Here is a 14,756-nt window from a genome sequence, read left to right as displayed (position 1 = left end):
GCCGTGACCAATGACACCAAGCTTCGTGATTACCTGAAGCGCACCCTCGTCGAACTGCGGCAGGCCCGCGAGAAACTGCGGGAGGCGGAGGCCGCTTCCCAGGAGCCGGTCGCCATCGTGGGTATGGGCTGCCGGCTGCCCGGGGGCGTCGCCGGCCCCGAGGACCTGTGGCGGCTGGTCGACTCCGGGACGGATGCCGTCGGGCCCTTCCCCGACGACCGCGGCTGGGACGTGGCGGGCCTGTACGACCCCGATCCCGACGCGCCGGGCAAGGCGTACGTCCGCGAGGGCGGGTTCTTGCACGACGCCGCCGGGTTCGACGCGGAGTTCTTCGGCATCTCCCCGCGTGAGGCGCTCTCGCTCAACCCGCAGCAGCGGCACCTGCTGGAGGTGTCCTGGGAGACCATCGAGCGGGCCGGCATCGACCCGGCCTCCCTGCAGGGGAGCCGGACCGGGGTGTTCGCCGGCGTGATGTACCACGACTACGCCCCTCCCCTGCGGGAGACGCCTCCCGAGGTCGAGGGCCTGCTGAGCATCGGCAATTCCGGCAGCGCGGCCTCGGGCCGGATCTCGTACACCCTCGGGCTGGAGGGTCCGGCGGTGACGGTGGAGACGGCGTGCTCGTCGTCGCTGGTGGCACTGCACCTGGCCGCCCAGTCGCTGCGCTCCGGCGAGTGCGACCTGGCCCTGGCCGGCGGTGCGGCCATCATGGCGGCGCCCGACACGCTCGTGCATTTCTCGCGGCAGCGGGGGCTGGCACCGGACGCCCGCTGCAAGGCCTTCGCCGCCGCGGCCGACGGCACCGGCTGGTCCGAGGGCGTCGCCCTCGTCCTCCTCGAACGCCTCTCCGACGCCCGCCGCAACGGCCACACCGTCCTCGCCGTCGTCACCGGCTCCGCCGTCAACCAGGACGGCGCCTCCAACGGCCTCACCGCACCCAACGGCCCCTCCCAGCAACGCGTCATCAACCAAGCCCTCGCCAACGCACACCTCCAACCCCACGACATCGACCTCGTCGAAGCCCACGGCACCGGCACCACCCTCGGCGACCCCATCGAAGCCCAAGCCCTCATCAACACCTACGGCCGCCACCGCGACCCCGACCACCCCCTCTGGCTCGGCTCCCTCAAATCCAACATCGGCCACACCCAAGCCGCCGCAGGCGTCGCCGGCATCATCAAAACCGTCCTCGCCCTCCACCACCGCACCATGCCCCGCACCCTCCACATCGACCGGCCCACCCCCCACGTCGACTGGTCCACCGGCACCGTCCAACTCCTCACCCAACCCCGCCCCTGGCCCCACACCACCCGCCCCCGCCGCGCCGCCGTCTCCGCCTTCGGAGCCAGCGGGACCAACGCGCACGTCATCGTCGAAGAGGCACCCGCGCCGCCCGAGACCACCGACCACGAGCCCGTCTCCGCCGCCGTCGAGGTGGTCGCCTGGCCCCTCTCGGCACGGACGCCGGCCGCCCTCGCGAAGGCAGCCGGGCGGCTGGCCGACCACATGGCGGCCGCCGAGGACACCGGAGCGGCCCGCACGGCCCGCGCGCTCGCCACCACCCGGGCCCACCTGGACCACCGGGCCGTGGTCGTCGGGGCGGACCGGGAAGAACTGCTGGACGGGCTCCGGGCGCTCGCGGCCGGCGCCTCCCCCGAGTCCGTGGTGACGGGACGGGCGGGGACGGGCAGGCTCGCGTTCGCCTTCTCCGGGCAGGGAAGCCAGCGGCTCGGCATGGGCCGGGAGCTGCACCGGCGGCTGCCGCCGTTCGCGGAGGCGTTCGACGAGATCTGCGCGGAGCTGGACAAGCACCTCACCGTTCCGCTGCGCGAGGCCGTGTTCGCGGAACCCGGTACGCCCGCCTCCCGGCTGCTCGACACCACCGCGTACACCCAGCCCGCGCTGTTCGCGCTGGAGGTCGCCCTGGCCCGGGTCCTGGCCGGGTGGGGGGTGCGGCCGGACGTCGTGGTGGGGCACTCCATCGGCGGGATCGCCGCGGCGCATGTCGCGGGTGTCCTCTCCCTCACGGACGCGGCCGTACTGGTCACCGCGCGGGGCCGGCTGATGCAGGCCCTGCCCGCCACCGGCGCCATGGTCGCGGTCGGTGTGAGTGAGGAGGCGATACGGCCGTTGCTGGCCGGGCATGAGGACGCCGTGGCCCTCGCCGCCGTCAACGGGCCGGAGTCGGTCGTGCTCTCCGGGGACGAGGACGTGGTGCTCGCCCTCGCGGAGCGACTGCGCGAGCGGGGACACCGCACCAAGCGGCTGGCCGTCAGCCACGCCTTCCACTCGCCCCACATCGACGCGATGCTCGACGAGTTCGGGCGGGTGGCGGCCGAGCTGGCGTACACCGCCCCCGTCGTCCCGGTGGTGTCCGACGTCACCGGTGAGCCCGCCGACCCGGCCGAACTCGCCAGTGCCGCCTACTGGGTCCGGCACGCCCGCGCCGCCGTCCGGTTCAGCGCCGCCGTGCGCACCCTGGAGAGCACCGGGGTGACGACGGTCCTGGAGCTGGGGTTCGGCGACACCCTCGCCGCGCTGGTGGGGGACAACAGCGAGACCGTCGGCGCCGTTCCCGCACTCCGCCGCGGCCAGCCGGAACTGCGGTCGCTGACCGGCGCCCTCGCCCAGGTGTACGTCCGCGGGCACACGGTCGACTGGCCGGCTCTGTACCCGGCACCCGGCGCGCACCCGCCCCTGCCGACCTACCCGTTCGAGCACCGGCGGTTCTGGCTGGAGCCGGTGCGCACGGCCGATCTCGGTGCCGTCGGCGCGGACCCGTCGGGGCACCCGCTGCTGGGCGCGGCGGTCGCGCTGCCCGGGTCGGACGGGGTGGTGTTCGCCCACCGCCTCTCCCCGGCGTCCCATCCGTGGCTCCGTGAGCACGTCGTCGCCGGGGCCGTGGTGGTTCCCGGTGCCGCCCTGGTCGAGGCGGCCGTCCGGGCGGGCGACGAGGTCGGGGCGGGCACCGTCGACGAGCTGGTGATCGAGACGCCCGTGGTGCTCCCCGAGGACCGCGGGCTCCAGCTCCGGGTGACCGTGGGCGCGAAGGACTCCGACGGGCTGCGGCCGGTGGCCTTCCACTCCCGGCCCGACGGGGCCAGGGACGCCGAGTGGACCCGGCACGCGACCGGATTCCTGTCCGGGACCCCGGTGACCGGCGCGGAGCTGCGCGACTGGCCGCCCGCCGGGGCGGAGCCGGTGCCGCTGACGGACTTCCACGAGCGGCTGGCGGAGACCGGCCTGGAGCTGGGTCCGCTGTTCCGGGGGCTGCGGACGGTGTGGGCCGAGGGTGACGAGGTGTTCGCCGAGGCGGAGTTCCCCGGCGACGGTGTGGAGGGTTTCCTGCTGCACCCCGCGCTGCTGGACTCGGCGCTCCAGGCGGCGGCCCTCGCCGCGGGGGCCGAGGAACGGGGGACCGTCCTGCCGTTCGCCTGGAAGTCGTTCGCCGTGCACTCCTCGGGCGCCACAGCGCTGCGGGTGCGGATGCGCACCGGCGACGGCGGTATGGGCCTGGACATCGCGGACGCCACCGGCTCCCCGGTGGCCACGGTCGGCTCGCTGGCCACCCGGCCGCTGGACCCGGACCGCATCGCGGCGGCCGGCCGCTCCGACGACCGGCTGCTCGCTCTCGACTGGGCCGTGATCCCCCTGCCGGAGAGCGGGGCCGGGGCGGCCCCGCAGCGCGTCCTCGACCTCACCGGGCCGGTGGCCGGCGGACCCGTGCCGCAGGCGCGCACTCTCGGTGTCCTCGCCCTGGAGGGCCTCCAGCGGAAGCTGGCCGAGCCCGGCGGCGACCCGCTGGTGGTACTGACCCGGGACGCCCGGCGGGACCCGGCGGCGGCCACCGTCTGGGGCCTGGTCCGCTCCGCACAGCTCGAACACCCGGGCGAGTTCGTGCTCGTGGCCGTCGACGACGACTCCCGGGACCTGCTGCCGGGCGCCCTCGCCACCGGCGAACCGCAACTGGCGTTGTCCGCGCGCACGCTGCGCGTCCCCAGGCTCTCCCGGGCCGCGGCCCTCCCGCCCGGCCGCGACGGCCGTGCCGGCGGAGGCCGCCCGCTGGACCCGGCCGGCACCGTACTGATCACCGGTGGCACCGGTGCCCTGGGCGCGCTCGTGGCCCGCCATCTGATCAGCGAACACGGTGCCCGGCACCTGCTGCTGACGAGCCGGCACGGGCCGAGCGCCCCGGGCGCCTCGGAGCTGCACGCCGAACTCACCTCGCTCGGCACCTCGGTGACCATCGCGTGCTGCGACGTCTCCGACCGGCAGGACGTGGCCCGGCTGCTGGCGTCGGTCCCCGCCGAACACCCGCTCACCTGCGTGGTCCACACCGCCGGGGTGCTCGACGACGGTGTCGTGTCGGCCCTGACCCCGGGCCGGATGGACACCGTGTTCCTCCCCAAGGCGGAGGGCGCCTGGCACCTGCACGAGCTGACCCGTGGCGCCGACCTGGCCTCGTTCGTGCTGTTCTCCTCCGCCGCCGGCACGCTCGGCAGCGCCGGCCAGGGCAACTACGCCGCCGCCAACGCGTTCCTCGACGGCCTCGCCGCGCACCGCGCCGGCCTGGGTCTGCCCGCGGTCTCGGTGGCGTGGGGCCTGTGGGAGCAGGACAGCGAGATGACCCGGTCGCTGCGGGACGGCGCGGGCTTCCGCGACCGGTACGTCCTCCCGCTCCCGGCGGAGCAGGCGTTGCGCTCGTTCGACGCGGCGGCGTCCGCGGGGGCCCCGGCGGTGCTCGCGGCGAGGTTCGACCTGGCCGCGGTGAAGCGCTCGCCCGCCGCGCCCGCGGTCCTGCGGGGCCTGGTTCCGCAGGACCGCCCCACGGCACGGCGGGAGCGGGCGCCGGAGGACTCCTTCGTACGGGAGCTGGAGCGGCTGACCGCCCCGCAGCGGCTGCGCCGGCTGGTCGACCTGGTGCGTACGCAGGCCGCGCACACGATCGGGCACGAGGACGCGGACGCCATCGACCGGGAACGGTCGTTCAAGGAGATGGGGTTCGACTCGCTCGCCGCCGTCGAGCTGCGCAACCGGATCGCCACGGCGACCGGCATCCGGCTCCCGGCCACCCTGATCTTCGACTACCCCAACCCCGCGGTCGTCGCCCGGCAGCTGGCCGAGCGGCTCTTCCCGGAGCCGGTGGACGAGGAGGAGATCGACGGCCCGCGCGAGGAGCGGCTGCGCGGGGTGCTGGCGTCGGTGTCGCTGGAGCGGCTCCGGGAGCTGGGCCTGCTGTCCGGGCTGCTGCGGCTGGCGGACGAGACCGACGGGCCGGTGCCCGTCGGCGGCTCCCCGGCCGGGGAGCCGGTGAGCGAGATTTCGACCATGAGCGTGGAGAACCTGGTCGCCAGGGCTCTGGGCGAGCGCGACCACTGACGGTCATCGACGATGCGGAGAAAAGCATGAGCACGCACGACAACACGGTCGTCGAGGCACTGCGCGCGTCCCTCCTGGAGAACGAGCGGCTGCGCCGGGAACTCACGGCGGCCACCGATCGGGCCGGCGAGCCCATCGCGATCGTGGGCATGGTGTGCCGGCTGCCCGGCGGCGTCCGTTCCCCGGAGGACCTGTGGGAACTGCTGGAGCGGGGCGGTGACGGCATCACCCCCTTCCCCGACGACCGCGGGTGGGACGTGGAACGCCTCTACGACCCGTCGCCGGACGCCCCCGGCAAGAGCTACGTCCGCGAGGGGGGGTTCCTGCACGACGCCGGTGACTTCGACGCCAGGTTCTTCGGCATCTCCCCACGGGAGGCGTTGTCGACCGACCCGCAGCAGCGGCTGTTCCTGGAGGCGACGTGGGAGGTGTGCGAGCGGGCCGGTATCGACGCGCACTCCCTGCGTGGCAGCAACACGGGCGTGTTCGCGGGCGTCATGTACCACGACTACGGGACCGGGCTCGCGAGCACCCCGGCCGAGGTCGAGGGGTTCCAGGGCGCCGGTGTGGCCGGCAGCCTGGTCTCGGGCCGGACCTCGTACTGCTTCGGTTTCGAGGGGCCGTCCGTGACGGTCGACACCGCGTGTTCGTCGTCGCTGGTGGCGGTGCACCTGGCCGCCCAGTCGCTGCGCGCGGGCGAGTGCGACCTGGCGCTGGCCGGCGGTGTGGCGGTCATGGCCCAGCCGAACACCTTCGTGGAGTTCTCCCGGCAGCGCGGGCTGTCACCCGACGGGCGGTGCAAGGCGTTCGCCGCCGCTGCCGACGGTACGGGGTGGTCCGAGGGCCTGTCCCTGCTGCTGCTGGAACGGCTCTCCGACGCGCGGCGGAACCACCATCCCGTCCTGGCCGTCGTCCGGGGCAGCGCGGTGAACTCGGACGGCGCGTCCAACGGCCTGACCGCGCCCAACGGACCGTCCCAGGAACGGGTGATCAAGCGGGCCCTGGCCGCGGCGGGCCTCACCGTCGCGGACGTCGACGCGGTCGAGGCGCACGGCACCGGCACCAGGCTGGGCGACCCTATCGAGGCCCAGGCCCTGATCAACACCTACGGGCGGGGGCGGAGCCCCGAGCGGCCGCTGTGGCTGGGCTCCCTGAAGTCCAACGTCGGCCACACCCAGGCCGCCGCCGGGGTCGCCGGCATCATCAAGACCGTACTGGCGATGCGCCACGGCACACTGCCGCGGACCCTGCACGTCGACGAGCCGACCCCGCATGTCGACTGGTCGGCGGGGACCGTGCGGCTGCTGAGCGAGGCGCGGCCCTGGCCTCGTACCGGACGGGCCCGGCGCGCCGCCGTGTCGGCGTTCGGCGTCAGCGGGACCAACGCGCACATCGTCATCGAACAGGCCCCGCCCGCTCCCGGCGCGGGCGAGGACACGGGGCCGGCCCCGGAACGGGACGACACCCCGGTGCCCTGGGTGCTCTCGGCGCGGACACCGACCGCGCTGGCCGCCCGTGCGGAGCAGTTGGTGCGGCACGTGGAGGCGCACCCGGAGCTGGACACCGCGGCCCTCGGCCGTGCGCTGGCGACGACCAGGGCCGGGCTGGAGCACCGGGCCGTGCTCGTCGGCGGCGACCGTGCCGAACTGCTCGCCGCCGCCCGGCGTGTCGGGGAGGGCAAACCGTCGCCGCGTGCGGTGACCGGCAAGGCGGTGCCCGGCCCGCTCGCGTTCCTCTTCTCCGGCCAGGGCAGTCAGCGTCCCGGCATGGGCCGTGAACTGTACGACGCCTTCCCGGTGTTCGCCGCGGCCTTCGACGAGGTGTGCGAGGAACTGGACGCCCGGCTGCCGCGGCCGGTCCGCGAGGTGGTACTCGCGGACCCGGCCTCCGAGCGGGCCGCGCTGCTGGACCGGACGGAGTTCACCCAGCCGGCCCTGTTCGCCTTCGAGGTGGCCCTCGTACGGCTGCTGGCCTCGTGGGGGATCGAGCCGGACATCGTCGCCGGGCATTCCATCGGGGAACTGGTCGCCGCGCAGGTGGCCGGGATGCTGTCGCTGAGCGACGCGGCGGCCCTGGTGGCGGCCCGCGCACGGCTGATGCAGGCGTTGCCGGCCGGCGGGGCCATGGTGGCCGTGGCCATCGGCGCCGAGCAGGCCGCGGAGGTACTGGCCGGCCACGAGCACGAGATGAGTATCGCCGCGGTCAACGGACCGGCCTCGGTGGTGCTGTCGGGGGTGGAGGAGCCCCTGCTCGCCCTCGTCGAGCGGCTGCGCGCCGACGGCCACCGCACCAAGCGGCTCCGCGTCAGCCACGCCTTCCACTCCCCGCTCATGGAACCCATGCGGGAGGAGTTCACCCGGGTGGCGCGTGAACTGTCCTTCGGCGCGCCGCGCATTCCGCTGGTCTCCAACGTCACGGGACGGCTGGTGGAACCGGGTGAGCCCACCGCGCCGGAGTACTGGGCCCGCCACGTGCGGGCGACCGTCCAGTTCGACACCACCGTGCGCACCCTGGAGGCCGAGGGCGTCCGCACGTTCCTGGAAGTGGGACCCGCGGACACGCTCACCGCCATGGTCCAGGAGAGCCTGACCGGGCTCGGCGACGCGATCCCCGCCCTGCGGCGCGGACAGTCCGAGACCTTGTCCCTGCTCACGGCGCTGGGACGGCTGCACGTGCGCGGCCACGACCTCGCCGTCGCGCCGAACCGCGACCACATTCCCCTGCCCACCTACCCGTTCGAACGCAAGCGCTACTGGCTGGAGAGGACCGTCATGCCCCAGGAAGACCTGGCCGTCACCCCGCAGGAACCGGAGGAGGAGGACGCAGTGGAGACGCCGGAGCAGACCCTGGTGGACCGGCTGTCCGAGCGCCCCGCCGAGGAACGCAGGAAGGAGCTGACCCAACTCGTCATCGAGCTGGCGGCCGCCGCGCTGGGCCACGAGACGACGGACGAGTTCGACGAGGAGACCGGATTCTTCGATGTCGGGTTCAGCTCGCTGACCGCGGTGGAGGTCCGCAACCGGATCAACGACCTGTGCGGTCTGGAGACGACCCCGATGCTGCTGTTCGACCACCCGACCCCCGCCATGCTCGCCGAGCACCTGGACGAGCTTCTCTTCACCCCGCAGAACACCTGACCCGGAGGCGGAACCAGACATGTTCGTACTCGACACCTACCTGAAGCACCTCGGCTACACGGGCTCGCTGGAGCCGACCGCCCAGACCCTGCGCGAGCTGCACAAGAGGCACATGATGACGGTGCCGTTCGACAATTCCCGCAACGCCCCCAAGGGGCTGGCGATCTGGGACGACGTGGACGCCGGGGCGGACGTGTTCTTCGACGCGCTCATCACGGAGCGCCGGGGCGGGATCTGCCACGAGCACAGCGGTCTCTTCCGCGCGGTCCTCACCGAGCTGGGGTACGACGTGACGGTCATCTCCTCGGGCGTGCGCGGCGCCAACGGGGAGTTCGGACCCGACCTGGAGCACATGCTGAACCTCGTACGCGTCGGCGACGAACTCTGGCTCGCCGACGTCGGCTTCGCCGGCCCGTCGTTCATCGAGCCGGTCCGGGTGTCCGAGGAGGTGCAGACCCAGTTCGGCTTCGACTACCGCGTCCTGGAGGACGGCGCCCACCTGGTGCTGGAGCGGCGGACCGCGGGCGGCGAATGGCTGGCCGTGTACCGCTTCACCACGACCGAACGCGAACTGGCGGAGTGGAAGGCCATCTCCAGCGGCGAGAACGACGACCCGTTCTGGCACTGGGCGGGCGAGATGATCGCGGCGGGCACCCTGATCTACGGCCGCGCCTACGAGACCGGCCAGCTCCTGCTGGTCGGGCGGCGCTACCTCAAGGCGGAGAACGGCCGGGACGAGACGCGGGTACTGGCGAAGAACGACGAGTACCAGGCGGTCATCCGGCACGTCCTGCTCCAGGACGCCTGAGGGGTGAGCTGACCATGGACGTGGAAACGGACGTGCTGATCGTCGGCGACGGCCCCGTGGGGCAGACGCTGGCGATCCTGATGGCCCAGCGGGGCTGGCAGGTCACCGTGGTGGACCGCTGGCCCGAGCCGTACACGCTGTCGCGGGCCGTGGCCTTCGACAGCGAGGCGGCCCGCACCCTGGCCACGCTGGGCCTCAGCGAGTACATCGCCACGGAGACCGAGCCCTCGGGCCGGTACGTGTGGCAGAACGCGGACGGACAGATCCTGCTGGACATCCAGGGATCGCCCACCGGCTGGTGCCACTGGCCCGACTCCAGTTCGATGTTCCAGCCCGGGTTGGAGAGTGCGCTGTCCGCCCGCGGCGCGCGACTGCCGACCCTGCGGGTCCTGCGCGGGCTGGAGGCGGTCGAGGCCACCGACCACGGCGGCCATGTCGAGCTGACCTGTGTGGACCGGGCGGGCGAACGGCGGGTGCTGTCGGCCCGCTGGCTCGTCGGCTGCGACGGGGCGAACAGCTTCGTCCGCGAGTGCATCGGCCCCGCCATGCGCGACCTGGGCTTCTCGCACGACTGGCTGATCTGCGACGTCGTGCTGCACCAGCCCCGCGCCTTCGACCCCAACAACCTCCAGATCTGTGACCCGGCCCGGCCCCGGACCGCGGCCTCCGCCGGACCGGGCCACCGGCGCTGGGAATTCATGCGGCTCGAGGACGAGCCGATCGAGGAACTCGACACCGAGGAGAGCGCCTGGCGGCTGCTGAAGACCTTCGATCTCAGCCCGGACAACGCCACCCTGTTGCGCCACGCCGTCTACACCTTCCAGGCCCGGTGGGCGGAGCAGTGGAGAGCGGGCCGCATGCTGATCGCGGGGGACGCGGCCCACGTCATGCCGCCGTTCGCCGGTCAGGGCATGTGCTCGGGCATCCGGGACGCGGCGAACCTGTCCTGGAAGCTGGACCTGGTGCTGCGTGGCAAGGCCGGCGACCACGTCCTGGACACCTACGTCGCCGAGCGCGCCCAGCACGTGCGGCACGGCGTGCGGATGTCGGTGGACCTCGGGAAGGTGATCTGCCAGCTCGACCCGGTCGGGGCCGCCGACCGCGACGTGGCCATGATGGCCGCGCGGGAACGCGGAGTGGGCAAGGGCGCCCCCCAGGCCCCGGTGCACCCGCTGCGGACGGGGCTGCTGCAACGCGGCGGCGGGGCGGCCGGCGGGCGGTTGGCCGGGCGGCTCAGCCCCCAGGGCCGGGTGCGGCGGGGCACCGAGACCGGGCTGTTCGACGACATCGTCGGAACCGGCTTCGTCCTCCTCTGCGCCGAGGACCCCCGCCGTCACCTCGACGCGCGCACCGAGGAGACGCTGAAGGAACTGGACGTACGACTGGTCACGGTCGTCCCCGACGACGCCCCGTCCGGCGCCGCGGTCCCGGACGTCGTGGCCGACACCGATCGCCTGTACCTGCCGTATCTCGCCGAGGCGGGGGCCCGCGCGGTACTGGTCCGGCCCGACCACTACGTGTACGGCCAGGTCGTCGCGGACGAGGACTACGTGGCTCTCTTCGACGATCTGCGGCAGCGGTTGTCGGCCCCGGCCCCCGTGCCGGCCGCCTGAGGGAAGGCACGGACCGGCGGCCCCGCGGAACCCGGGGCCGCCGGCGGCCCGCGCCGGAGCGGGCTGTCGCCCCGCCGCGCCACGGAGTGCCGGACAGGTGCCGGACATCCGTACGGACGGGGGCACCCGCGCGGGGCCGTACGGGTGATCGTGACTCGATGGGACGCGGCCCCAGGGCGCCGCGCCTCTAACGTCCGCTCATGAACGAGCACGCTTTCCGGTCCGCCGCGGCCGACGCGGCGGACCGCCTGGCCGACCACTGGCGGTCCCTGGCCGCCTGCGAACTCCCCGTGGTGCCGCCCGGCCCGCCGGGCACCACGCTCGGGGTGCTTCCGGAGACGGCGCCCGAGCGGGGCGAGGACCTGACCGACATCCTCGACGACACCTGGCGCACGATCGTGCCGCAGCTGGTGCACTGGCAGCACCCGAACTTCCTCGGGTACTTCCCGGCCGGCAACTCGCCCGCCTCCGTCCTGGCCGAGCTGGTCACGGCGGGTCTGGGGGTGCAGGGCATGATGTGGTCGACGTCGCCCGCCGCCACGGAACTGGAGCAGCGGGTGTGCGACTGGCTCGCCCGCGCGCTGGGCCTGCCGGCCCGTTTCACGCACGCCTCCGGGCGGGGCGGCGGCGTCATCCAGGACTCGGCGTCGTCGGCCGCGCTGGCCGCCGTGGCCGCCGCCCTCGACCGGGCCTCCGGGGGCCGGTGGCGCGAGCACGGTACGGAGGGCAGGCTGCGCGTCTACTGCACGGACCAGGCCAACCACAGTGTGCGCAAGGTGGTCCGCGTGGCGGGCGTCGGCGCGCCCGTCCTCGTCCCGACCGTGCCCGGTACCCACAGCATGGACCCCGCCGCCCTGGCCGGCCGCCTCGACGCCGACCGGGCCGCGGGTCTGGTGCCCGCCGCCGTCGTCGCGACCGTCGGCACCACCGCCACCTGCGCCATCGACCCGGTGCCCCGGATCGGTGCCGTCTGCCGGGACCGCGGCGTCTGGCTGCACGTCGACGCCGCCTACGCCGGCAGTGCTGCGCTCTGCCCCGAACTGCGGGTGGCGGACGCGGAGCCGGACCTCGCGGACTCCTACGCCGTCAACGCGCACAAGTGGATGCGGACCGGCATCCCCTGCGACATCCTGTGGGTCGCCGACCGCGGGGAACTGACCGGCGCCCTCGGCGCGACCTCCTCCTATCTGCGCAACGACGCCACCGACTCGGGGCAGGTCGTCGACTTCAAGGACTGGCAGCTCCCGCTCGGCCGCCCGATGCGGGCCCTGAAGCTCTGGTACGTACTGCGCGCTCACGGCCTCGAAGGACTGCGGGAGGTGATCCGGCACGACATCCGGCTCGCCGGCCTGCTCGCCTCCCTGGTCGAGCGGGAGCCCGGCTTCCGCCTGGTGGCCCACCGGCTGGGGCTCGTCGTCCTCCGCGCGGAGACCGACGAGATGACCCGGGAGGTCACCCGGCGCCTCACCGGGAGACCCGGCGTGCTGTGCACTCCCGCCGTCGTGGACGGCCGGCCGGTGCTCCGCGCCGCCCTGGGGTCCGCGTACGCCGATGAGACGACCGTCCGCCGGGTCTGGGACACCGTCCGGGCCTGTGCCCCGCCCGCGCCTTGACGGGACCGCGCCGGGCGACCGCTACGCAGGGTGCGCCGCGCCGAGGACCTCGGTCATCACCGCCTGGACCGGGTCGCCGTCCAGCAGTTTCCCGAGTTCCCCGGCGCCGTGCCGGCGTTGCGCCGGGGTGAGGGAGAGGTACTGCTCGATGCGTTCGTTGAACCTCCGCCGGTACGTGGCGTAGAGCCCGCTGTCCTCCTGTACGCGCCCGGCCAGCTCGGCCAGGGCGGCGGTCCCGGCGAGGTCGTCCTCCGGCAGCGGGTGGTCCGGCACCACGTCGGTGAACCGGCACCCGGCGTGGCCGAACAGCGTGCCGTCCAGGGCGCGCATGGTGAAGACGTGGGCGTAGTGCTGCTCGTGGAGGGCCAGGGGCAGCCGTCCCAGGGCGACCGCTTCGTGGAGTGCCGTGAGCCCGGGGGCCATCAGGTAGTCCGCGGTGCCCGCCGCCACCTGGAGCAGGTCCCGCTGGCGCAGCAGGCGGCAGTCGGCCCGGCCGCCTCCCGCGCTCCGCACGGTCCGTTCCCGGCCCTCACCGAAGGGGCCGCCGCAGACGAGGACGCGACGGAATTGGGGCCAGTCGCGCAGCAGGTCCGGAAGCCACTGGTGCAGCAGCCGTACGTAGGCGTTGTTGACGTCGAAGTCCAGGAGGAAGTTCTTGAAGCCGCCGATGTTGATCAGCAGGTCGTACTCGGGCCCGGTGGCGCCCGCGGCGTTCCGCGCGCCCTCGACGTCGATGATCGAGCCGGTCAGATGTATCTCGGGTCCCCCGCCCAGGGCGGCGAGGCCGGCCGCGCGCTCGGTGACGCCGGGGAAGTTCTGGACGACGCTGTGGGTGGCGAGCAGATGGGCCGCGACCACCCGCTCGTGCGGTGACAGACCAGCCAGGTGCCGGTCGGCCGCCGAGTAGCGGGAACGCGGCATGGTCGCGCACACCTCGCGGATGCGGGCGGGCGGCCGGGTGAGCTGCCAGAAGCTGAACAGGCTGTCCACCATGGTCACGGGCCGCCGCGCCACGACGGACCGGACCACCAGTTCGGCGTCCATGACGGAGACCACGTGATCGCTGCCCCGCAGCAGATCGTCCATCACCGCCGACCTGGCGTCCCCCGACAGCCCGCCGATGTCGTGGACGGTGTCGAAGGCGTCGGGGTTGCGCCGGGCGAAGACCGCGGCGACGCCGTCACCGACGAACACCCGCTCGTGTGCGTGGAGCGGCCGGGAGACCGCGACGAGTTCGGCGACCGGACCGAAGCCGCAGTTCTGCGCTCCCATCACGATCCGCACGTCAGCGCCCTCCGCCGGTGGTCTCCCGCGTGGCGTCCGCCGCGCCGGCCGCGAGGGTGAGCACCTCCACGAGCCGCTCGGCGAAGTCGGCGGGGTACCGGGCGTAGCCGACGTGTCCGCCGGGGAACAGCTCCACGTCGCGGCCGAACCGGTCGGCGAGGACACGTGCCGGGCGGTGCACCAGGTCCTCGCGGGAGGCGTGGCCACCGGCCCACACCACCTTGCCGGCCACTTCCTCCAGCGCGGCGGGGTCGGGTACGAAGCGGGTGAACGGCCGGACGAAGCGGGTCAGGAAGAAGTCGGTGTTGTCGTGCACGTCGGGGAGGGCCGGCGCGGGCCGGCCGCCGTGGAGCGCCCGCAGTTTGGTGAGGGCGGGGGCCATCCCCTCGCGGAGGTACGTCTCGCAGACGTCGTCGAGGAGCGCCAAGTGCCGCTCGGCGTCCGGCAGGATGCTCAGCACAGGTGGCTCGTGGGCGACGGCCAGCCGGATTCTCTCCGGCCGGCGGATGGTGAGTTCCAGGGCGACGAGCCCGCCCGAGCAGCTCCCGAAGACGTGCGCGGGCTCGTCCGGGCCGGCGAGGTGGTCGATCAGACGGTAGGCGTCGTCGGCGTGCTCCTCGACCTTCTGGTCCACCGGCGGGCCGTCGAGCACACTGCGTGAGTTCCCGCGCGGGTCGTACGTGACGACGCGGTGGCTCCGGGCCAGGACGGCGGCCACCCGCTTGAACACCGCCGCGTCGGAGTTCCCTCCCCCGATGAGCAGCAGCAAAGGCCCCTCGCCCCGCGTCTCGAAGTAGAGGGTCGCGCCCGGTACCGCGAGCGTCCCGCTGTTCACTGGGTTCATCACACTCCAGGGGCGAAACCGGTGTGGTGACACAGCGTCGCACGGCTGGAACCGGCCGTGCAGGGCGTGCGGGAGTGG

General features: G+C 73.9%; 6 protein-coding genes and 2 pseudogenes. 6 read left to right on the top strand and 2 right to left on the bottom strand.

Annotated features, from left to right (window positions below):
• Positions 1-21 precede the first annotated feature (21 nt).
• The 6 genes and pseudogenes from Sdagh_RS04825 to Sdagh_RS04805 all read left to right on the top strand — a co-directional run.
• Positions 22-3,570, top strand: a pseudogene (locus Sdagh_RS04825) (type I polyketide synthase); the annotation flags it as partial.
• Positions 3,544-4,599 (top strand): annotated as a pseudogene (locus tag Sdagh_RS37155) (beta-ketoacyl reductase); the annotation flags it as partial. The pseudogenes Sdagh_RS04825 and Sdagh_RS37155, both read left to right, overlap by 27 nt.
• Positions 4,596-8,516: a type I polyketide synthase gene (locus tag Sdagh_RS04820; RefSeq protein ID WP_373301913.1), complete on the top strand. Its 3,921-nt coding sequence runs from the start codon at positions 4,596-4,598 to the stop codon at positions 8,514-8,516. The pseudogene Sdagh_RS37155 and the gene Sdagh_RS04820, both read left to right, overlap by 4 nt.
• A 19-nt stretch (positions 8,517-8,535) precedes the next feature.
• Complete coding sequence (locus tag Sdagh_RS04815) at positions 8,536-9,324, top strand: arylamine N-acetyltransferase family protein (protein WP_189424755.1); 789 nt, start codon at positions 8,536-8,538, stop codon at positions 9,322-9,324.
• 14 nt (positions 9,325-9,338) lie between these two features.
• Entirely contained in the window at positions 9,339-10,937 is a 1,599-nt protein-coding gene (gene mhpA / locus Sdagh_RS04810) for a bifunctional 3-(3-hydroxy-phenyl)propionate/3-hydroxycinnamic acid hydroxylase MhpA (protein WP_190077804.1), read from the top strand.
• A 200-nt stretch (positions 10,938-11,137) separates the two neighbouring features.
• Positions 11,138-12,550 carry a pyridoxal phosphate-dependent decarboxylase family protein gene (locus tag Sdagh_RS04805; RefSeq protein ID WP_189424758.1) on the top strand — a complete coding sequence of 471 codons (1,413 nt, stop codon included), beginning with the start codon at positions 11,138-11,140 and terminating at the stop codon, positions 12,548-12,550.
• A 21-nt stretch (positions 12,551-12,571) separates the two neighbouring features.
• On the opposite strand, the gene Sdagh_RS04800 is transcribed toward Sdagh_RS04805, so the two are convergent.
• The gene (locus tag Sdagh_RS04800) at positions 12,572-13,834 is read right to left on the bottom strand and encodes a hypothetical protein (RefSeq protein WP_190077803.1); all 1,263 of its coding nucleotides are present in this window, start codon (positions 13,832-13,834) and stop codon (positions 12,572-12,574) included.
• 1 nt (position 13,835) lies between these two features.
• Complete coding sequence (locus Sdagh_RS04795; protein ID WP_226534572.1) at positions 13,836-14,678, bottom strand: alpha/beta fold hydrolase; 843 nt, start codon at positions 14,676-14,678, stop codon at positions 13,836-13,838.
• Positions 14,679-14,756: the final 78 nt, after the last annotated feature.

Source organism: Streptomyces daghestanicus (assembly GCF_020521275.1).
Classification (GTDB): domain Bacteria; phylum Actinomycetota; class Actinomycetes; order Streptomycetales; family Streptomycetaceae; genus Streptomyces; species Streptomyces griseoviridis.
The sequence above is the reverse complement of the archived record's forward strand: the minus strand, read 5'-3'. Positions and strand labels throughout refer to the sequence as shown.

Bases quoted from the DNA above. Each gene is read 5' to 3' on its own strand.
- Sdagh_RS04805 (WP_189424758.1), top strand. From the start codon at position 11,138: ATGAACGAGCACGCTTTCCGGTCCGCCGCGGCCGACGCGGCGGACCGC.
- mhpA (WP_190077804.1), top strand. From the start codon at position 9,339: ATGGACGTGGAAACGGACGTGCTGATCGTCGGCGACGGCCCCGTGGGG.
- Sdagh_RS04815 (WP_189424755.1), top strand. From the start codon at position 8,536: ATGTTCGTACTCGACACCTACCTGAAGCACCTCGGCTACACGGGCTCG.
- Sdagh_RS04795 (WP_226534572.1), bottom strand. From the start codon at position 14,678: ATGAACCCAGTGAACAGCGGGACGCTCGCGGTACCGGGCGCGACCCTC.